The organism is Halomonas sp. SS10-MC5 (genome assembly GCF_015992245.1).
In the GTDB taxonomy this organism is placed as follows: domain Bacteria; phylum Pseudomonadota; class Gammaproteobacteria; order Pseudomonadales; family Halomonadaceae; genus Halomonas; species Halomonas sulfidoxydans.
Window position 1 is genome coordinate 2,668,722 of record NZ_CP065435.1, and the last position, 21,049, is coordinate 2,689,770.

19 protein-coding genes are annotated in these 21,049 nt (G+C 57.6%); 4 read left to right on the top strand and 15 right to left on the bottom strand.

The window, feature by feature from the left end:
* Positions 1-83 precede the first annotated feature (83 nt).
* The 15 genes from galE to I4484_RS12500 all read right to left on the bottom strand — a co-directional run bounded on the left by galE (position 84) and on the right by I4484_RS12500 (position 16,594).
* Positions 84-1,139: a UDP-glucose 4-epimerase GalE gene (gene galE / locus I4484_RS12430; protein WP_197447604.1), complete on the bottom strand. Its 1,056-nt coding sequence runs from the start codon at positions 1,137-1,139 to the stop codon at positions 84-86.
* 29 nt (positions 1,140-1,168) lie between these two features.
* On the bottom strand, positions 1,169-2,575 hold the full coding sequence (locus tag I4484_RS12435; protein ID WP_302925199.1) for a mannose-1-phosphate guanylyltransferase/mannose-6-phosphate isomerase: 1,407 nt from the start codon (positions 2,573-2,575) through the stop codon (positions 1,169-1,171).
* Positions 2,576-2,732: 157 nt separating this feature from the next.
* On the bottom strand, positions 2,733-3,770 hold the full coding sequence (locus tag I4484_RS12440) for a glycosyltransferase family 4 protein (RefSeq protein WP_197447605.1): 1,038 nt from the start codon (positions 3,768-3,770) through the stop codon (positions 2,733-2,735).
* 149 nt (positions 3,771-3,919) lie between these two features.
* Positions 3,920-5,011 carry a glycosyltransferase family 1 protein gene (locus tag I4484_RS12445; RefSeq protein WP_197447606.1) on the bottom strand — a complete coding sequence of 364 codons (1,092 nt, stop codon included), beginning with the start codon at positions 5,009-5,011 and terminating at the stop codon, positions 3,920-3,922.
* Entirely contained in the window at positions 5,008-6,000 is a 993-nt protein-coding gene (locus I4484_RS12450; RefSeq protein WP_197447607.1) for a glycosyltransferase family 4 protein, read from the bottom strand. The genes I4484_RS12445 and I4484_RS12450 overlap by 4 nt, the downstream gene beginning before the upstream one ends.
* A gap of 4 nt (positions 6,001-6,004) precedes the next feature.
* Positions 6,005-7,186, bottom strand: a complete 1,182-nt coding sequence (locus I4484_RS12455) for an O-antigen ligase (RefSeq protein WP_197447608.1) — start codon at positions 7,184-7,186, stop codon at positions 6,005-6,007.
* Positions 7,183-8,280, bottom strand: coding sequence for a glycosyltransferase (locus I4484_RS12460; protein ID WP_197447609.1), 1,098 nt, complete (start codon positions 8,278-8,280; stop codon positions 7,183-7,185). Before I4484_RS12460 ends, I4484_RS12455 begins: the two co-directional genes overlap by 4 nt.
* Positions 8,277-9,056 carry a glycosyltransferase family A protein gene (locus I4484_RS12465; protein WP_197447610.1) on the bottom strand — a complete coding sequence of 260 codons (780 nt, stop codon included), beginning with the start codon at positions 9,054-9,056 and terminating at the stop codon, positions 8,277-8,279. Before I4484_RS12465 ends, I4484_RS12460 begins: the two co-directional genes overlap by 4 nt.
* A complete protein-coding gene (locus I4484_RS12470; RefSeq protein WP_197447611.1) occupies positions 9,053-10,321 on the bottom strand; it encodes a lipopolysaccharide biosynthesis protein in 1,269 nt (422 codons plus the stop codon). The genes I4484_RS12465 and I4484_RS12470 overlap by 4 nt, the downstream gene beginning before the upstream one ends.
* Positions 10,314-10,994, bottom strand: coding sequence for a hypothetical protein (locus I4484_RS12475; protein WP_197447612.1), 681 nt, complete (start codon positions 10,992-10,994; stop codon positions 10,314-10,316). The genes I4484_RS12470 and I4484_RS12475 overlap by 8 nt, the downstream gene beginning before the upstream one ends.
* Positions 10,984-11,934, bottom strand: a complete 951-nt coding sequence (locus I4484_RS12480) for a hypothetical protein (RefSeq protein WP_197447613.1) — start codon at positions 11,932-11,934, stop codon at positions 10,984-10,986. The genes I4484_RS12475 and I4484_RS12480 overlap by 11 nt, the downstream gene beginning before the upstream one ends.
* The gene (locus I4484_RS12485; protein ID WP_197447614.1) at positions 11,898-12,638 is read right to left on the bottom strand and encodes a hypothetical protein; all 741 of its coding nucleotides are present in this window, start codon (positions 12,636-12,638) and stop codon (positions 11,898-11,900) included. Before I4484_RS12485 ends, I4484_RS12480 begins: the two co-directional genes overlap by 37 nt.
* Before the next feature lie 85 nt (positions 12,639-12,723).
* Entirely contained in the window at positions 12,724-14,940 is a 2,217-nt protein-coding gene (locus I4484_RS12490; RefSeq protein ID WP_197447615.1) for a polysaccharide biosynthesis tyrosine autokinase, read from the bottom strand.
* Positions 14,941-15,029: 89 nt separating this feature from the next.
* A complete protein-coding gene (locus tag I4484_RS12495) occupies positions 15,030-15,467 on the bottom strand; it encodes a low molecular weight protein-tyrosine-phosphatase (protein WP_197447616.1) in 438 nt (145 codons plus the stop codon).
* The gene (locus I4484_RS12500) at positions 15,467-16,594 is read right to left on the bottom strand and encodes a polysaccharide export protein (RefSeq protein WP_197447617.1); all 1,128 of its coding nucleotides are present in this window, start codon (positions 16,592-16,594) and stop codon (positions 15,467-15,469) included. The genes I4484_RS12495 and I4484_RS12500 overlap by 1 nt, the downstream gene beginning before the upstream one ends.
* A 419-nt stretch (positions 16,595-17,013) precedes the next feature.
* Between I4484_RS12500 and I4484_RS12505 the strand changes: the two genes are divergently transcribed.
* Genes I4484_RS12505 through I4484_RS12520 form a run of 4 tightly spaced genes read left to right on the top strand, consistent with a single transcriptional unit; the run spans position 17,014 to position 20,981 of the window.
* Positions 17,014-17,373 carry a hypothetical protein gene (locus I4484_RS12505; RefSeq protein ID WP_197447618.1) on the top strand — a complete coding sequence of 120 codons (360 nt, stop codon included), beginning with the start codon at positions 17,014-17,016 and terminating at the stop codon, positions 17,371-17,373.
* 56 nt (positions 17,374-17,429) lie between these two features.
* On the top strand, positions 17,430-18,044 hold the full coding sequence (locus tag I4484_RS12510; protein ID WP_197447619.1) for a YjbF family lipoprotein: 615 nt from the start codon (positions 17,430-17,432) through the stop codon (positions 18,042-18,044).
* Between the two features lie 46 nt (positions 18,045-18,090).
* Positions 18,091-18,879 (top strand): capsule biosynthesis GfcC family protein, encoded by a 789-nt coding sequence (locus I4484_RS12515; protein ID WP_197447620.1) that lies wholly within the window; start codon positions 18,091-18,093, stop codon positions 18,877-18,879.
* Complete coding sequence (locus tag I4484_RS12520) at positions 18,876-20,981, top strand: YjbH domain-containing protein (RefSeq protein WP_197447621.1); 2,106 nt, start codon at positions 18,876-18,878, stop codon at positions 20,979-20,981. Before I4484_RS12515 ends, I4484_RS12520 begins: the two co-directional genes overlap by 4 nt.
* The last annotated feature ends 68 nt before the right edge of the window (positions 20,982-21,049 follow it).

Genomic DNA, 21,049 nt, shown 5'->3' on the forward strand with positions numbered 1-21,049 from the left:
GACCGAGGCAGCCTGATGCCGTTAATACAAAGATCCGAGCTTAGATACAACTATTTAGTGAGAGCCAAAGCATAGAGCCAAATTCATCTGGTTTCAGCTTTCTCCCCTTTCGCTTTCTTGACGCCACTACCCTCATACCCTCGCGGATTCTGCTCCTGCCAGCGCCAGGTATCGCACAGCATTGCTTCCAAGCCGCGCTCGGCGCGCCAGCCCAGCTCCCGCTCCGCCTTGGCGACATCGGCATAGACTTCTGCCAGGTCGCCGTCGCGACGCGGCACAAAGCGATACGGTACCTGTTGTCCCGTGACTCTCTCGAAGGTCTCGACCATCTGCAGCACGGAAACGCCCTGGCCAGTGCCGAGATTGTAGATATGCGCCCCGGGCCGCTCCAGGCTGGCCAGCGACTGCACATGCCCGGCGGCCAAATCGACCACGTGCAGGTAGTCGCGCACGCCGGTGCCGTCGACGGTGGGGTAATCGTTGCCGAAGATCGCAAGCGCCGGCAACCGCCCCACCGCCACCTGGGCGATAAACGGCATCAGGTTGTTGGGAGTTCCCCGGGGGTCTTCGCCGATCAACCCGGATGGATGGGCGCCGATGGGATTGAAATAGCGCAGCAGCGCCACCGACCAGCGCGGGTCGGCCCGGCACTGATCCTCCAGCAGCTGCTCGACCATCGCCTTGGAGCTGCCGTAGGGGTTGGCGGTGCGCCCGCGCGTCAGGCACTCCACATAGGGCACCGGCGCGGCCGGGCCGTAGACGGTGGCCGAGGAACTGAACACCAGCCGGTAGACCCCTGCCGCGGCCATGGCCTGGCACAGCACCAGGCTGCCGTGCACGTTGGCATCGTAATAGGCCAGCGGCTGCTCGACGCTCTCCCCCACCGCCTTGAGGCCGGCGAAATGGATCACCGCCTCGATGGCATGCTCGGCGAACAGCCGATCGAGCAGCGCCCGGTCGCGCACGTCGCCCTCGACGAAACGCACCGCCTTGCCGGTGATCGCCTCGACCCGCTGCAGCGCCTCGCGTGACCCATTGACGAGGTTGTCCAGCACCACCACCTCGTAGCCCGCCTCCAGCAGCTCCACGACGGTATGCGAACCGATATAGCCCGCGCCACCTGTTACGAAAATCGTCATGGCATTCCCCTAATGCGGCCTTATTGAGATCAGCAGCGCCCGTAGCGGTCGGTGAAGCGCACGATATCGTCTTCGCCCAGATAGGAACCCGACTGTACCTCGATCAGCTCCAGCGGGATCTTGCCGGGGTTCTCCAGGGCATGCACCTGGCCGATGGGGATATAGGTCGACTCGTTCTCACTGACGAGTTGGGTCTTCTCGCCGATGCTGACCTTGGCGGTGCCCGAGACCACCACCCAGTGCTCGGCGCGGTGGTGATGCATCTGCACCGAGAGCTTGGCGCCAGGCTTCACGGTGATGCGTTTGACCTGATAGCGGCTGCCGTTGTCGATGCTGTCGTAGACGCCCCAGGGGCGATAGACCTCGCGGTGATTGTGGTGCTCACTACGGCCTTCGGCCTTGAGGCGCTCGACGATCTGCTTGACCTCCTGCACCCGATCCTGGCGGGCCACCAGCACCGCATCCTTGGTTTCCACCACCACCAGGTCCTCGACGCCCACCGTGGCCACCAGCCGATGATCGGCATGCACCAGCAGGTTGTGGCTGTCGTGGAGCATCACGTCACCGTGGCAGGCATTGCCTTGGGCGTCGCGCTCGCTGACCTCCCACAGCGCCGACCAGGAGCCGATATCGCTCCAGCCGGCTTCCAGCGGGACCACGCTGGCATGCGCGGTGCGCTCCATCACCGCGTAGTCGATGGAGTCGGCCGGGCAGGCCTGGAAGGCCTCGGCGTCGAGCCGCGTGAAGTCGAGATCCTCACGGGCCCCGGCCAGGGCCGCGCGACAGGCCTTGACCATGGCCGGCTGGAAGCGTTCCAGCTCCTCCAGGTAGCGGCTGGCCCGGAACAGGAACATGCCGCTGTTCCAGTAGTAGTTACCGGTGGCCAGGTAGTCTTCGGCGGTGGCGGCATCGGGCTTCTCGACGAAGCGCTTGACCCGGAAGCCGAAGTCGCCCTGCCCTTCGCCGCGCTGGATATAGCCATAGCCGGTCTCGGCATGGGTGGGCACCACGCCGAAGGTCACCAGCTGACCCTGCTCGGCCAACGCCTGGGCATGCTGGATGCTGGCATGAAACGCCTCGACATCCTTGATCAGGTGATCTGCCGCCAGCACCAGCAGCAGCGCCTCGGGATCCTCTTCCACCGCCTGTAGTGCCGCCAAGGCGATGGCCGGGGCGGTATTGCGCCCTTCCGGCTCGAGCAGGATGCGGGCGTCGGTGATGCCCTGCTGGCGCAGCTGCTCGGCCACCAGGAAGCGGTGTTCTTCGTTGCAGATCAGCAGCGGCGCGCGGTGCTCCAGGGGCGACAGGCGTCTCAGGGTTTCCTGCAGCATGCTGCCTTCGCCGGTGACCGGCAGGAACTGCTTGGGGCGCAACTGGCGCGACAGCGGCCAGAGCCGCGAGCCACTGCCCCCAGCCATGATAACAGGGGTAATCACTTCAGAACCTCCTCATTCAATAGCGGAAGCATGAAAAAAATAAATCCGCCTCGCGAGTGAGACGGATTGGCAGGCATCGCTTCACAGATACAGGTCACTACCAGGGCCATAAACATACAAAATAAGAGCAATAACTTGATAAGGATGACGAGAACACTCATCCGCTCAGCAATGCATCCACCCGCTGGCTAACGATCCCCAGTTTCTGATCCCAGGCATGCTGCCGCTCTACATACCGTCTTGCCGAGATCGCGATTGAAGATCTGAAACCACCATTGCCAGACAGCAGTTGTAGCGTATCCACATATTCATCGACGGAATTGGCGATCAGGAAGTCCTTCCCGGGGACGGCTTCCAGCCCTTCACTGCCGACACTGGAAACGACGGCAGGGATGCCGAGCGCCATATACTCCAGCACCTTGTTCTGTACGCCAGCCCCAAGGCGAACGGAGCAAATGCCAGCAAGGGCCCCTTTGGCGTGCTCCGCCACTTCATCGACGGCCCCCGTGACTTCGACGCCGGGCAACCTCTCGAGTCGAGCACGGTCAGCATCCTTGATTCGGCCGATCACTCTGAAAACATAGTTACCCTTCCCCACCAGCCTGGGCATTACCTGTTCGGCAAACCAGTTAGCGGCATCCAGGTTCTGCAACGAATACATATTGCCAATGAAGACCACCATCTTGCCATCTGTTTCCGGACTGAAAGGAAGGTGGCTCAAGTCAACACCATTCGAGCAGACAAGGGTGCTTGCAGCAGTCGGAGACCCGACAGGGAACAAGTAGTCCTTGTCGACCTGAGATACCAGAATGGACAAGTCAAAGTCTGACGCGATCCGCTGTTCGTATTCTTTCAATCGCCTCTGCTCGACCTTGTATACCCAAGCCTTGAGACCCGTGACACCAGCCGTTTTTCTTACCCTCTCATAGTTCATGGAAATGGCATCCGTCATCTCCAGCACCTTGGGCAGCGATTGATCACGCAGATAAGAGCCAGAGCGTATCAGGTGAGCCAGCGCCAAATCATGCTCAGGTACCAGTCGACGCACGGCCTGAGAAAACGCCTTGCTCTGGTAGTAGGCCACTTGCAGGGGAGTGGTAGTCGGCAGGCTGCGCAAGCAATTCAAAAAAGAACGCCAACGTGGTAGATAAACTTTTTCGACACGCGAGAAGACGCCGTCTTGTGGCACATCCATCTGCATTTCATCGGTCGACTCACAAAGGCTCAACAGAGTCAGTCGATAATGTTTTGACAACTCCTTGCACAGGAAATATATTCTTAGCCGATCCCCGCCGACAACGGGATAAGGGAACCGAGGAGTGAGCACCAGGACCTTTGGCTTTTCTAGCACTGAAAACGCTCCCAAAACCGGGTGATTGTCTTTTCCACCGAGCTTTCCGAAAATGCCCTGGCATGCCCTCTTCCCGCTTGAACGCGTCTCTCGAAGTCCAGGGCATCACTGTCGTTACATAGCGTGGCCATTGACATAGCCATATCTTGGATATCGGATGGATCGAACAGCCGTGCATGTTCCCCGACGACTTCCGGTAGAGAGGTCGTATTGCTGCAGGCCACTGGGGTACCGGATGCCAGGGCTTCGAGGGGAGGAATGCCAAAGCCCTCGAAGAGTGAGGCAAAGACAAAGCCCCGGGCTAGTCGGTAACGGTCCTTCAATTCCTCGACCGTAAGGTAGCCTTCAAACGTGACATCGTCATCCACAAGCCCTTCTGATCGTGACAAGTGCCTATAATAGTCATGACGAGCTGAGGGTATACCCCCGATGACCAAGGTAATATCACGGCTCAACAGAGCCTTCTGCCTCGCCTGAGCAAAAGCAGCGATGAGTGCCGGCACATTCTTGCTGGGAGCCTCTCCGGCCACGGTGAATAAATAGGGTTGGCGATTCTCCAAGGGAAGCGGCTCCTCACGGAACCACTCATCGCCGATGGCATTGGGAATGACCGTGACATTGGACGCTGCCACCCCCAGCTTGTCTATCAGTTCCCGTCGAGTGTACTTGGATACCGTGATGATATGCTGTGCCTTGCGGACCATTCTCGGTACGACTCTACGGCGATAATAACGCCCAAGGGTCTGATAAAAGGAGCGCGAAGGAGGCAGTTCTTTCCATGAGCGCATGAATATCAGGTCATGAACCACGACGAGAGTGGGCGTTTTCACTCGCCATAACGGCCCCGTGTTGTATGGGCACAACAAGATATCCGGTTTACGCTGCCGGACGAGCCTGGGCAGGTGATACTGTTCCCACAAGGGAAAAAAACCACGTCCCGACTCGACCGACTGCAGTCCCTCGACTCTCGTACCTGCCGGTGATAGCGCCATGACCTGATCGCGAACGGGGCGAATGAGCTGCCAGGCAAAGCGCCCCATCCCCCTCATGGAGCCCGACATCCACTTTGCATCGACGGCAATCATGTGATAAGCCCCTTCTTGCGAGCGATCTCCTCGACGAACTCCAGGAACTGATCGGTCATGTGCTCCACGGTAAAACGTTCTTCAATGGTTTTACGAGCCGCTGCACCAAGCCTCTCCACATCTTCATGAGAATCCCTGAGACGCACGACAGCTTGACACAACTTGTCGAAGTCGCGATCAGGCAGCAGAATGCCGTTCACGTCATCTTCAAGAATCTCAGGAACACCACCGACGGGATAGCTGATCACGGGGCACCCCAGACTCATGGCCTCCAGCACTGCATATGGGAAGGCTTCGTATTTTGATAGCATCAGCAACGCATGGGCTTGGGAAATATAGTCCTCAGGGTTGTCTACATGGCCAGTCCAAGTGATGCGATCTGAAACTTCTCCCTGCTCAGCGTATTCCTTTAGTTCAGCCTCAAGAGGACCACTGCCGACAACAACCAAACAAACGCCACTCACATATCTCAATACATCAATTGCTTCAATTTGATTTTTGTTTGAGTTCACACTTCCCAATATCACAACTGTAAAACGATCATTGCATTCAACCTTTCTCCCGGGAAGACTCACCCCATTATATATGGTTTTTATTTTCCTAGGCGCATAAATATCTGGCAGGGAGTAATCACATACTCTAACCACCCCATCTACAAACAAAAGCAAAAAACGAAACAATATCTTCCTTATGATTGATCGAAAAAAAGAAGCTTGCTTGTCTCTGATATCACTATGTTGCACATATATCACACAACATGTACCGCCTAACCAATTTCTTATCTTATATAGTGCTGCGTTACCATTTAGAATAACAAACTCTACTTGATTTTTATCTACTTCATCAGGGGAAACAAGGAATCTAAGACCTGGACTTTCAGAAATAACCCCAGAACAATAGCCTCGCCTAGAAAGCTCTAGTGTAATATTTGACAAATACCTTTCTTGTCCACCAAAAACTTCAGAGTGGTTAAAAAAAAGAAATTCCAAATCGTTATACCCCTGCCTTTATTTTCAGCGAACCAAGATAAAGCGAAACAACTGTTATCACAAAGAACATGATTTTACTGTAATGTGTAACTAGAGTCATCGACATAGCAAGAAAGACTAAAATGAAGATGACGAGAGAGTTACCCCTAGTCTGGCCAAAACCCTTATCGGCCGAAGAAAATAAAAGCTGAAGCAGATATGCAAAAAAGCCTAAAAAAAGCAAGATCCCAGCCAGTCCTGATTCTGCCAATATCTCAGTATATGTGTTATGTGACACTTGCCCATGATAATTATATGGATGATTAACGAAGTTACCGATACCATATCCAAAGAACGGGTTTTCCATAAACACTGAAAAAGCAGACTGGACCGCTGAAAATCTATCACTCAAAGAGTTTCTATCGCTGCTCTGTGAGTAATAATACGGATCAAAAACCTTTGAAAGATCATGGGGCAGAAGGTCTCGGAGGTAATACACAACAAGCAAAGAAAAGAATACGACCAAAACTCCGATTGATATTTTCCTAAAATTCATAGACTTATTGTACGCAGAAAAAATCAATATGATTAGTAGCGCAATCGCTGATGCCCTTGAGCCAGACAAGATAACGCCAATTACTAATACCCCCCTGACAAAAAGTCTATGCGATATAGTCTGTGAAAAGGTTAAGGCTAGTGCAAGCAAACAAAGCAACCCAAAATAGTTTGGATCACTCATTAAACCAGCACCTCTATATAAACCTGGAACTAGGTTAGACAGGAAAACTCTATCAGAAATGTATCCATGGCCACTAACTGCTTGGAAAAAAGATAGAGCTACACTTATTATCATCCAACAGAAAAAACAATTGCAAAGCACTTTAAGATCAAGGTGACTTCTATAAACTATCACAAAGGAAATAAAGCCAATACCCAAGCTGATTCCAACAGACAGACTCTGGGATGAAAACGAGCCACTAGAAAGCAACAACGACAAAGAAATTAAACTGAAAGCGTAAAGAAAACAAAAAAACTCAACTCTACTAGGTTTGCGAAGAGTCAGCCCACTAGCTAAAAAGGCTAATACAGACAATAGAAATAGCACTTTAGACCAAGACAACAATAAAATATCATCTAAAATCACTGCATCATTTACTACAGCACCAACGTAAAGGAATGCAGCTAAGTAGCTTAACCTGATATTCATTTCAAGGAGTTCAAAAGTTCTTTAGACATTGCAGATGGACTTACTACACTATAGCTTTTATCGTCATCATTGCTTAAAAAATCAAAAATAATCTCAGGGCTTATGCCATCAAAATCAACAACAGAACTTTTACTATTGATATTCTTTAACTCTATAGCAGCTGCGACAGATTCACTTGCAAAAAAAGGCTTGCCAAAGAGCAAAATTTCATTTATGACCATTCCCCAGGGTTCATCATCTGAGAGGAGTATCAAACCATCCGACGCTACGTATAGCTCACATAACCGATCAGGATCGGTAAACCCCAGGAAGTTGATGTCAGAGAAACCATTTTCCTCTGCAACCTTTGCCATTTCCGACTCCAATGGCCCAGAACCGGCAACAAGTAAATGTATCTTTCGTTCTTGGCGAACCTTTGAGAGCAACTCAACCGTTTCGACTACTCTCTTACGAGAAATCAATTGCCCGACATAGATAAAACAAAAAGTGTCTTCATCGATATTAAGACCTTTTCTTATTTTAACCCTGCTGGGCTCCAACTCCCTTTTCTTCTCTAAGAAGAAATCATTATCTACTGCATTGTTCACAATGCTAATACTTTCTTCGTCGACGCCATTATTTATGAGAAACGTCTTGGCCATCTGGCATGAGGCAATACAGGACTGAGCATGGCGGTACATCCTCTGCCGGAGTCGGCTGACGATTCCTGTGGAAACCTTCGAAGTCGTCGTGATCTCATTCCAGACGACGTAGCGAATGCCTAAAGTCAGGCAGGACAGGACGGCAAGAAACGAGGTCCAGGAAGCATCACCGATGACCAGGCGATCCGGACGATGACGAATCAACTCCCAGAATATCCCAAGACGCAGGTGTACGATCCTTCTGGCATCCGCCCCCTTCTTCAGGTTCAGCGTGAATCCTGAAAGTTGGCGGACTGCATAGCCAGCACGGTTCTCGACTTTCCACTCACGATCGATTTCACGCTCGACGCACGTCAGCACCCGAAGCCGCGTGACGCCCTCTTGCCGAGCCAAGGCATCGAAGAACGGTACACGATAAGGCGCCACCATATTGGTCAAGATGGAGATATTCATGCGGCGCTCAATCTTGTTTTCAGATAGAGAAACGACTTCTTGGCCCAGTTCAACGGCTGCGTATACTTCAAGATCGGAAGCCAATGTTTTTCAAGCAATAGCCGATAACCTTCGAGTGCACGGGCCGAAAGCCCGATGGACTCGCCCCCGTGCCGATGGTAAATGGTCAAGATCTCTTTTGCCACGTCACACTCATACCCTTTCAAGAAAATCCTGATCCACATATCCCAGTCTTGGCAGCTGGGCAAAGCTTCATCGAACAGGCCGGCCTCTACGATGGCCCGCTTCTTGACGATTACCGATGCCGACATGATGAAGTTGGTCGTGACAATGTATGACCTGGCATCTCCGCTGACCGATATCTTGCTGTCATAGGATGCCATGCCATTGGCGCCATCGGCCCTTGTCCATGTATATACCAGACCAAGGTTTTTAAAATTACTATCCTGAATGATCTTCGCCTGTGCTTTCAACTTTCCAGGCAACCATTCATCATCGTCATCTACCAGGGCTACCCAGTCACACGAGGCTTGCCGGATCCCACGATTGCGGGCCTTCGGCGCCCCACCATTTTCGGGCTGCTCAAGGAACAACAGTGAAGGAAAGCATTCGCGGTATTCTTCAATGACTTTTTTATATTCTGCAGTCATCTCGGAGCAGTCATCGACTACGATGACCTCCTTGGGCTTCAAAGTCTGAGCCGCGATCGACCGCAAAAGGCGCTTCAACAAATCTGAGCGCTTATAGGTCGGAATGACAACACTGATATCAATCATTGTGATCCTGAATATCCGCTTACCGCATCATGAATAGTTTGGGAGTGTCTTATCTTGCATACGAGTAGCAGCGTACCGAAGATACCGTAAGCAACGGCCGAGGCAACAGCACAACCAATGGCCCCATACCGCCAGGTCAGGACCGCAAAGAGCATGGTTGAGATCATCAAGGTTGGAATGAAAACTTGTGGAAACAGGAGACGCGGTGACAATCTGATGAGCAAATAAGTCGAGAGCGGCCTGGCCATATTGAGCAGAAAGACCCCGACACAAATCAAGCTTCCATATACATAGAAGGAATTTTTCGCCGTTTCATCTGTCACACCAAAGAATGGCGACAGCCATGCACCCAAAGTCACGAAAGACAGCAGCTGGACAAGGGATAGTGCTGCATTAAAGGCCACCAGCTTTTGATAGGCATGTTCTGACTTTTCGCCGGCATTGGCCAAGATAACGGGCACGAAGGATTGGAGAAACATCGGGACAACAAAGAAAAGATTGCTCACTTTAAGTGCTGCCGTATAAGTGGCAATCTCCATGGTTGCCACCTCATTCAGCTTGAGAAACAAGGGATCAACATTGTAGAGATAGAAGGTGATGACACCACTGAAGTGCTGCCACAGTGAAAACCCCAGGAATGCCGACTTGAAGCAGTGCGAAAACGTTTCCCAGTCGATGGGGCCAAGCTGCCCCTCTCGCAACATTACCACTGCCCAGAAACAGGCCACTGAAAAAGTCCAGCACAGATAAATCGTAAGATAAACAGAGAGCCCAGGATAAACAAACTGTGCCAAGCACAGAGTGGCAAGCAGACTTTTTGTCAAGATCTCGACTTTCGCGACACGCTTCTGTTGCAACTCCATCCGCAGATAAATCCGGCCTATTTCGGCGGCCTGGATCAACTGGGTACCGAGAGCCAAGGCGACGGCCACGATCTGCCAGTCATATCCGAAGAGCCAATAGGAGATACCGAGCAGTATCAGCAGCGAAAGGGATTTCGCCAAGGAAAAACAGTAGAATGTCGTGACATATTGGGGGAGTGTACCATTGGTCATCCATTCCTTTTGGTGTTTCAACAAGGAAGTCTCAGGAACGACCAACAAAACGTTAAAGATAAATAACACAGAGGTGGCCAAGCCAAAATCGGCCAGATCAACTGTCGGCAGTGTATTGAGTAGCACCCATAGCGTAATAAAATCAAAGCCACGCGACCCCACCGATTCCAGTGCGGAGTAGCCGAATGCCTTTTTTAGCTTATCAAGCATTATGAAGTCGATAGGTAATGGTGGATATCAGCTTCTGATTCTTTTGCAGGTTCAAACAATCCATGCTTGTATATCGTAGACAACCCTCTCCTGTGGATGAATATAGGGTGACTTCGCTTGTTGGCTTGGTATCCTGGCGAATCTTTATGTCTTCTTCAAGCCCTTTCAACTCTGCACAGTGCGCGTAGTGAAAGTCCTTGAAGAGCATATCCAGCTTGGCCTGAATAATATCGGAAACAACAATTTCGCAGCATGTCCTATCAACCGAAAACAACCTTTCAAATCTTACCAAGGAAGACTCGCCAACAAAACCATTATCAACTTTCCTGAAGCGTAGTTGCTCAATGAACCAGAATCTGACATTATCGACAAAAGAATGAAAACCGTTTCTCCAATATATATTGACTCTTCGCTTGGAGACGTTGACAATACGATCCTTAATGGGGAGCTTCGAATGCAGTACCCCAGAAGGAAGAGGCAATGTCTGGACTGACGTTTCGCATGGCCCCTCTTCCCCACCGAAGCGTGGCGTCATTTCTCTTCCATTCATGCATATATAAGGAAGAGGCTGCTCGTCAGCCACATGCCCATAGCCACCCAAAGGTGTCGCCCAGGTAATCGTGATATTCGGCGAAAGCTGCACCACATCAGGTAACATATCTCTATTCGCCATCTGATAGCTGCCCTGTCCTGAGTAAACAATAGGCCAGGAATGGCTGATAATCGTACAGGGTATTATACCCATACCAACCATGGGGCCTATCGGCAGAGAAGTTGATGCCAGCTAATTCGGGTTCAATCCGTCGAAGTACCAAGGGAAAACTCCCGTCCCTTCTCTGGAACGAGAGCACTCGCTTGGCCAAGGCTTCAAGCTTCGTCTGATCGAGGGCTCTCAAACAGCGGTTGATATACTCGAGGCTGTAAACCAATGCACCATATCCGAATATTTGTTCCTGGCCTCTGCCCAGATAAAGTGCTGTGCCGTCTGCCATCATAAGATGTTCACTAAGCTGCCCGGCCTTGATGATGATGTTCTTGAGCCATTCAGCCTTTGACTCATGGTATATATGTATAAGAACAAACAAGGAAAATGCATGGTATTGCAGGGATCGAGTTTTGAATTCGTCAAGAATCATGCCTTCTGGTGTCGTATAGAGATTTATCGCCAACCTGAAAGTCACGCGATCATACCAGGCGAGCCGCTTGTCAAAGTACTTGTTGACCACTCGTAGAAGATACCAGTTGAACATTCTGGTTCCTTTCTTTCGATAGCGAGTCAACTGCTCGACACAGGGGTGCTTGACCCCATGCAAGCATCGCAACGCCTGCATCGCAAAAACGACAAATTCCCAGGAGTACTCCCTGCTATTTTTTTCTTGCTGCTCAAGATGCTTGATGGCTGTATGGAAAAGTCGGGAGCCGCTCGAGTTTTCGTCATCTTGAACAGCGGCACTCAATGCCGTGAACGCATAACCCCAGGTCGGGGGGTCCGGGAAGCCCTTTTCCGAATCCAGCATGCGCTCGAGATGAGCATTAAGCCGCTTACCAGACTCTTGATATTGTTTTATCCTATCCATCAAGTTACGACTTTGACCCGAGCCCCAAGACTGCATGTCATCCCTTTTTCTACTGTTGCCTCTCCTACCGCCATGACCGGAAAGGATGGATACTTTCTTTCACGTATCCTGAACAGCTGTTTCTTTAGCCAGCGAGGGTAGAGCGATTGATACGGCAACACCCCTTCATAGCGAGGATTGCATGACCGGATGATTAAATTAGATTTTTCGGGATCAGCAATCATGCGCTGATGCACGATCCAGCGGTACCCCAAGGCATCTCTTTTTTCATCTCTTACGTAACATACACTTTGCATGCCTTCGATATCATTGGAAAATGTAAAGTCAAAATCTAGCCATGTCGACCCGGACACCGGAACTCTTAGGGAAGTTACTGGGTACTGATAATAAATATTTGAATTTTTATGAACTATTTCCTTGTCATTAATTTTCGCCGGCCTGTCATTACTTGAATAAACGACAAACCTGGACACTAAATCATAAACCTTAGACACCTCACAGAAGCTAAATTTTACCGCACGGAGTAATTCATTGTTTGATAGCTTCCTCCGGTCACCTATCGTGACATGGGTGCCAAAAAGCTCCGGAGAGAAACTGATATCGGAAGCAATCACAGAGATTTCTTGTGCTTTATTCGAGTGGTTTTTAAACGAATAGTAACCTACAGAGTTACCAAATTCGATATCAAGGAATATTTGACCTGATTCAACAAGGGAGGGCATATCATCAGCTGGAGTCATCTTGCCACCATTACATATAAGCACTGACAAAGAGCTAAGAGTACGTCACAAGGCGGCTTTTCATTACATTCTGTTTCTGTTCTCCTTACTTATAGGAGTAATTATAATATCCGTAACCATACGCCGTGGCGGCCTTGCGCTCGACGGCGTTGAGCACGCAGCCCTTGAGCTCCACCCCGGCGGTTTCCAGGCGGCGGCGGGCCGCTTCCAGTTCCTTGATCGGGTTCTGCTGGAAGCGCACTACCATCATGGTGGTGCCACACTGCTTGCCCACTACGGCGGCATCGGTCACGGCGAGTACCGGCGGGGTGTCGACGATCACCAGGTCGAAGCGCTGGCTGGCTTCTTCGAGCAGTTGGCTGAAGCGCTGGGTGAGCAGCAGCTCCGAGGGGTTGGGCGGTACGCTGCCGCGCGAGAGGTAGCTCAGCCCTTCCTGGCTGGTGGCGCGCAGCACGTCGTCCAGCGCGGCCTTGCCGGCCAGCAGTTCGGAGAGCCCGCCTTCGCTCTTGCCGCGGAAGGCGTGGTGGATGTGGCCCTTGCGCATGTCGGCGTCGATCACCAGCACCCGCTGGCCGGCCTGGGCGCATACCGCGGCCAGGTTGATGGAAACAAAGCTCTTGCCGATGCCGGGGCTGGGGCCGGTGATCATCAGGCGATTGTCGCTGCCTTCCATCATGGCGAAGTGCAGGCTGGTGCGCAGGCCGCGCAGCGCCTCGATGGAGGTATCGGCGGGAGCGCGCTCGGCCAACAGGGCCATGGGCACCGCCCTGCCGCGCTTCTCTTCGCGCCGGCGCATGCGCTGGGTGAGCTTGTGCTGCTCCTCGGAGAGCGGCACCGTGGCGTACACCGGCAGGCCGGTCTCTTCGATCTGCGCGGGCGATTCCACGCCGCGGTTGAGCAGGCCGCGCACCAGTACGAATCCCACCGCCACCATGCCGCCGAGCAGCGTGGCGAGAATCACGATCAACGGTTTCTTCGGCTCCACCGGCAGGCGCTGCACCATGGCACCGTCGAGGATGCGCACGTTGCCCACGGTGCTGGCCTTGGCGATGTTCATTTCCTGCATCTTGTTGAGCAGCTGAACGTAGATCTCCTGGGTGACTTCCACATCACGGGTCAGGCGCAGCATCTGCTGTTGGGTTTCGGGCAGGTTGTTGATCTGCTGGTTGAGCTGGGCGCGCTCGCGCTGCAGCTGCTGCTTCTTTTCGTTCAGCGCGGCATAGGTGGGGTGGCTTGGGGTGAAGCGCCGTGAAATCTCAGCCTCGGAGAACTCCAGCTCGTTGAGCTGGCCTTCCAGGGTGACGATGCGCTCGAGAATCGCCTGGGTTTCCAGCGAGAGGTCGACGCTGTCCTGCTGCATGCGGTAGGCGTTGAGGGTCTCTTCCGCCTGGCTCAGCTGCACGCGTACCTGGGGCGCCTGCTGCTCGAGGAACTCCAGGCTCTGTTCGGCCTCGGCGCTCTGGCGCTGGATGTTCTGGGTCAGGTAGACCTGGCTGATGGCGTTGAGGGTGCGCTGGGCGCGCTGGGGGTCGGCGTCTTTCAGCGAGAGGTCGAACAGGCCGCTGTCGCGGCCCTGCTGGCTGACGCTGAAGCGCGTGCGCAGGTCGTTGATCACGTCGAGCAGCGGTTGCTGCACCAGTTCGAACTCGGCACCGGGCGCGGCCAGCAGCTCGGCCACGCGCAGGGTGACCTGGCCATCGAGGAAGCTCTCGCCCTGCCCGGTCCGGCCCTCGCCGAGCACTTCGCCGTCGAGGCTCAGCCGGTAGCGCTGGCCCTCGAGCACTTGCAGGGTGAACGCTTCACCCTGCAGCGCCGGGGCGACGTGCAGCTCACCCAGGTTGAGGGTTTCCCCGGCCCAAACGTTGCGCCGGGTGAAGGCGTAACCATCCAGGAAGGCCGGGCGCTCGACCCCGTGGCGTACGAGGAAGTCCCCCACCAGCGGCAGCCGGCGCGGGGTGACGGTCACGTCCAGCCGCTCCTGTTCCACCGCACGGCCCAGCACCAAGCGCGAACGCAGGATGCCGAGCTCCGCGTCGGCCTTGGTCTCTTCCCCCAACATGGCACGCACGTCCTGCAGCGGGTTGTTCATGCCCGCCTTGCTCTCGACCTGCACCAGCGCATCGGCGCGGTAGATCGGCGTGGCCAGCAGCGCATAGGCCACCCCGAGCAGGCTGAACAGAGCGGTGATGGCAACGATCCATCCCTTATGGTCGAGCAACAGGCCGAACAGGCGGCCAAGGTCGATTTCGTCGTCGGCCGGCGCCTGGTGGGCCGGGGCGGAGGGCTGGGCAACATCTGACATGGGGACTCCGTTTAGCTTCAAGCTGAAAGCTTCAAGCTGAAAGCGACAAGCTAAAAGAAAACAGGGTTAGGCAGGCAGTGGAAGCAGGCTCACAGCTTGTTTGACCAGGCGGCGGATGCCTGCTTGATCAGGTCGTGGGCGTGTTCGAAGGCTTCGCGGCTCATGCGGTAGGGGTCGGGGATGTCGCGGCCCTTGCCGCCGTCGAGCCAGCGCCCGAGCCGCATGGTCTTGCCCAGGGCGGCGGGCTCCAGCTCGCCCACGGCGCGGCGCTGGCCGTCGCTCATTACCAGGATCAGGTCGGCGGCCTGCAGCATGTCGGCGGTGAGCTGGCGGGCCTGGTGCTGCGAGACGTCGAGCCCCTCGGCCTCGGCCAGTTCACGGGCGGTGGGCTCGACGCCCTGCCCCACCAGCGCGCCCAGGCCGGCGGAGCTAAACTCGCGCTGGGGCAGCTTGGCGCGCAGTATGGCCTCGGCCACCGGGCTGCGGCAGATGTTGCCGATACAGACAATCAGGATGCGCTGGAACATCAGATGTCGTCTCGCAGTTCGGTCACGTCGCGCGTGGCGCGGGTAACCTGGTACACCGCCGTCACGCTGGGCAGGATCTGGCTGATGATCCGGTTCCAGCGGCCCAGCGGGGTGGTGGTCACGTAGACCACGTCGTTGGGCTCGAGCTGGAAGCGCGTGCCGAGCATCATCGCCGTGGCGTTGCGCGCATCGAGCTGGTACACCGTGGCCAGCTGTTCACTCTCGGCTGCGGCTTCGCGGATCACGAAGATGCCGCTGGCATTGGCGCTGTTCTCGTTCATGCCGCCGGCGCGTGTCAGGGCGTCGGTCAGCGACAGCCGCGAGCGCCCCATCGGCAGGCTGACGGTCTCGCCCACCTCGCCCATCACGAATACGTGCTGGCCCAGGTTGTCGGGCACGTGCAGCACGTCGCCATCCTGCAGCAGGCGGTTCTGCTGCAGCTCTCCCCGGTAGAGCATGTCGTACAGCGAGAGGCGGTACTCCTCGCCGTTGCGGGTGAGCGTGACTTCGTGCCAGCTCGCCTCGTCGTTCAGCCCGCCGGCCTGGCTGATGGCGTCGAGCACGGTCAGCGGCACGTTGGTGATCGGCTGGCGGCCCGGCTCGTTGACCTCGCCGGTGACCAGCACCTTCTTCGAGCGGAATGCCGCCACCTGGACTTCTACCTGTGGGTCGGCAATGTAGGTAGCCAACCGGCGCGCGATGATGTCGCGCACTTCGGCCACCGTCAGCCCGACGACCTGGAGCCGGCCCACGTAGGGGTAGTAGATGGTGCCGTCGTTGTGCACCACGTTGCCGGATTCCGCCGCACTGCGCTCGCCGCCGGCGGGAATGGTCAGCTCGGGGTGGTCGTAGACGGTGATACTCAGCACGTCGCCCTTGCCGATACCGTAATCGTAGCCTTCTACGTCGGCCAGCAGCGAGTCGCTGAGGCGGCGCATGTCGGCATTGCTCGGCGCCGGCCGCTGCGCGCGTACCAGCCCGGGGGTGATCGGGCGGATGTCCACCAGGTCGTCGATCGGGGCGCTTTCGGCGCGATAGCCGATGTGCCCGCCGGGCGCATAGGCGCAGCCGGCCAGAAGGCCGGCGCAAGCCAGCAGGACGAACCGTGTGAGTCGGGTGTGATGCATTCAGCCAGCCCCTTGAATTTCGTTCGGACACGCTACCGCCCCGAGGTGACGAAGGCGCATCCCCGAGGCCGGAAAAAAGAATCCCCCAGCCGGCAAGGCGATGCCGGCAAGGGGCTCAGATATGTAGGGCTGCCGCTTCGGGCGTTGCCTTTTGGCAACAGGGGAAATTAGGCACCCATAAAATCGGTGGCGATAGTACACATTTCATTACCTATAGACCATGCCTCTCATCATTTTTTGACCGCTTTGCAGCAATGTCTTACAAAAACTGTCGCAAATTTCCTACAACGAAAGTCGTCCAGCGACGAAGCTCTGGTCATGCGGCGCCTCAGGCGTTACCATCCGCCGGAATTAGTTTTCTGGTACGTAGCACAAAGTAACAGTCGCCATTGAGCGACATCTGCACAGGGAGTCGACGGATGACTTTGAAGGGTATTGCAACGGTGGTCGTGGCGGGCATGCTGGTTGCCCCGCTGGCACTGGCTCAGGAGACTGGCGCTGCGGCCGGCTCCGGCGCTTCGAGCGGTTCCGCCGCAACCGGCGCCGCTGGCAGCGCAGGGGGTACGGCGGCAGGTACCGGGGCGGCAGCGGGTGGCGCAGCCGCAGGCGGTGCCGCGGCGGGCGGCGGCCTGGCGGGCTTGTCCGCGGCGACGGGCCTTTCCACCGCGGCGCTGGCGGGCGTCGGGATTGCCGGTGCGGTGGCCGTTGGCGCCGCCGTTGCCTCTTCCGGCTCCAGCAATGGTGGCACTGGCACCACGGGAACCACGGGCACCAATTGATGGGTTGGCCCTGGTCCCAAGCGCCTAAGCGAGACCGCCTGAGGGCGGTCTCGCTTTTGTGTGGGGCGCTGTTCGGTCTGGCCGGCTGTGCCAGCGACGGCCTGAGCCCGCTGGGCGCTTCGCTGCAAACGGTACTGCCGTCGCGCGGCGAAGCGAGCGACCAGGCCGCCGAGATCCCTTATGCCACGCTCGCGCTGCGCATGGGGGATCTGCAGGGGCTGGCCGTGATGGGCACTCGAGCCGGCGACCACAGCTATTGGCCACTGGCCGATGGCGTGCTGCTGGCGCTGCACGCCGGGGGGCTTTATGCCACCAGCGGGCTGGCGCAGGACCTGTTGGCCACTCACTACCCCGAGACCCCGCCGCCCTGGCAGCTCGATACCCCGGCCCGCTTCGTGCTGGTACGCCACTGGCAGGATAGCGAGGGGCAACTGGTACGCGGGGTGGCCCAGGGTACGCTGGCGTGCGCCGCGGCCGAAGCGACCGAACTGCCGCTAGGGGATCGCCCGCTGGAGCGCTGCACGCAGCAGTTGCGCTGGGAGCATGGCCCAAGCCAGAACGCGACGCTGTGGCGCGACCCGCAGGAGCGCCGGCTGTGGGCGGTGGATGAGCGCCCCTGGCCCGGCGCGCCGCGAATTCGCTGGCAGGTGGCCCGGCACTGGTGGCAATGAATGCCTGCGGTGCCAGGCTTCTGCAACAAGACACGTGAAAACCCTCATGACGCGACGCCGCCCTTTGCTGGCCCTTACGTTGACGCTTCTGCTGCCGGCGCTACTGCCGCCCCCCTTGGCTGCCAGCGCCCAGCGTGAAGCGCCGGCCTCCGGCGCCATGCCGGCCACCCTGCTCGAGGCGTGGCTGGCCTGGCAGGCCGAGCAGCCCGAACCGCTCGACTGGGCCTATAGCTTCGCCCTGCGCAACAGCGACGCCGCCACGCTTGCCGGCCTGCGCCGCGAGCTGCTGGCCGAAGTGGCCGCACTGGGCGATGCCCTGGCACTGATGGGCGACGCGCGCCAGGCGAGCCGGCTGCAGGCATGGCACCAGGCGCTGCGGGAGCTGCCCATCGACGCCGCACGCTCGCCGGAGCGCTTCGACCTGCCCTGGCTCGCCGCTTCGCTGCGGCGCAACCTGCCCACCGCACGCCTGGCGCACCTTGGCAGCTGCGAGCCGCCGGGCTGGGTCGAGCTGTGGCATGCCGCCGGCGTTACCCGCCTGACCTGGCAGCCCGGCATGACCACGGCCGATGCCGTTGCGCAACTGCCCGCCGCCGGTCGCGATGAGCTCGACCAGGCCGCGCTGATATCGCCGCTGGGCACCGCCACGACGCTGGGCGTAGCGCGCTGGAATCGCGAATCGGCCCCGCTGGCCCCCGGTGCGCGGCTAGTGCTGCTGCTGCCCCGCCACGGCCTGGGCGGCACCCAGGAGGGCAGCCTGGTCAACCAACTGCTGGTGCGTTTTCTCGCCACTCGCCTACCCGGTGACGCTTGTACCCTATGGCCAACCCCATGAACCCACGCCCCCGCCGGCCGGCCCTCTCCCTACGCGTGTACACGCGCGCGCTGCCAGGCTGCCTGATTGCCGCCCTGCTGCTGGACAGCCCCTCGGCGCTGGGCGCCGGCCAGAGCGATTTCGGCGGCGTCGGCCTGATGCAAACCCCCACCGCGCGCATGGCGCCGCTGGGCCACTTCGCCGCCACCTATAGCCGCACTGCGCCCTACCGGCGCTATGGCGTGTTCATACAGCCCACGCCGTGGCTGGAGGCAGGCTTTCGCTATGTCGAGATCGAGGACCGACGCTACGGCGAGAGTATTGCCGGTGAGCGCAACTACCTCGACAAGGGGCTGGATGCCAAGTTTCGCCTGCTCGAGGAAGGCCCCTACCGGCCCGAGGTGGCGCTGGGCCTGCGCGATGCCGGCGGTACCACGCTGTTCGGTGCCGAGTATCTAGTGGCGAACAAGCGCTTCGGCGATTGGGATATTTCGCTGGGCCTCGGCTGGGGCTACCTCGGCGCCAGTGGCGATCTCGGCTCGCCGCTGGGCTGGCTCGACAGCCGCTTCGATCACCGCCCCACCGAGTACGGCGAAGGCGGCGGTGAGTTCGAGATCTCGCAGCTGTTCCGCGGGCCGGCGGCGCTGTTCGGCGGCGTGGAGTACCAGACCCCGTGGCAGCCGCTGGTGCTGCAGCTTGAATATGAGGGCAACGACTACAGCAACGAGCCGGCCGGCACGCCGATCGCAGCGGAATCGCGGGTGAATCTCGGCTCACGGCTGCAGCTGGGGGAGAATGTTTCGCTGCATGCGGGCTGGCAGCGCGGCGATACCCTCATGGCGGGGGTGACGGTTTCGGCCAACCTGGCGGGGCTCGCCCAGGCCAAGCAGGACCCGCCCCCCATGCCGCTGGATGCCCCGGCCAGGGGTAACTGGCAAGACGTCGCCGAGGCGCTAGAAGCCAACGCCGGCATGCGGGTGCACGAACTCGAGCGCCGTGGCGGCAGCGTGACGGTGACCGCCGAGCCGCAGCGCTACCGCAACCTGGCCACCAGCGAGGGCCGCGCGGGGCGCATCCTGCACGCCGAACTCGGCCCCGACGTGACCGAATTCCGCTATCGGTGGCAGCAGCACGGGCTGGGCCTGCGCGAGAGCGTGCACCCGCGCGACTCCTTCGTGGCTGGCGTGGCCTCGACCGACGCGGCCCGCGAGCACCTGCAGGGCGTGTACGTGCATGCCCAACTGGAGCGCGCCGCGGGCGAGACCCTGTACCGTGGCACGCCGAAGCGCTTCGACTACCACTTCGGCCCGGCCCTGGAGCAGAACTTCGGCGGGCCGGACGGTTACCTCTACCGCCTCTCGGCCTTCGCCGACATGGCGTGGCACACCGATGCCAACGGCTGGTTCTCGCTGCGCGCCGATGCCACCCTCGCCGACAACCTCGACAAGTATGACTATATTGCCCGCTCCGAGCTGCCGCGGGTGCGAACCCATATCGGCGACTACCTGGCCAGCGCCGACGTGGGCCTTACCCAGCTGCAGTACACCCGCACCGCCCAGCTGGCGCCCGACTGGTACCTGCTGGGCTACGGCGGGCTACTGGAAGTCATGTATGCCGGAATCGGCGGCGAGGTGCTCTACCGCCCCTTCAACAGCCGCTGGGCCCTTGGCCTTGACGTGAACCGGGTGCGCCAGCGCGAGTTCGACCAGCGCTTCGCGCTGCGCGATTACCAGACCTGGACCGGCCATCTCACCGCCTATGTCGATACCGGCTTCGAGGATCTGCTGGCCAAGGTCAGCGTCGGGCGCTACCTCGCCGGCGACAACGGCGTGACCTTTGATGTCTCGCGCGAGTTCGACAACGGCGTGCGGGTCGGCGGCTGGGCCACCTTCACCGACGCCGGCGACGACTTCGGCGAAGGCAGCTTCGACAAGGCGCTCTACCTCTCGATCCCGCTCGATGCCTTCTTCGTGCGCTCGAGCCGCGATCGCGCCGACATTGCCTGGCAGCCGCTCACCCGCGATGGTGGCGCCCGCCTCAACCGCCGCCACTCGCTGTATCAGCTTACCCAGGAGCGGGATCTCGGTAGCTACTGGCGCCAGTTCGAGGGGGTTTGGGAATGAAGATCGAGCGATACGACCTTTTCCTAATTTAAATTATTTACTTGGCAATTTATGTTGTTGAAGCATTA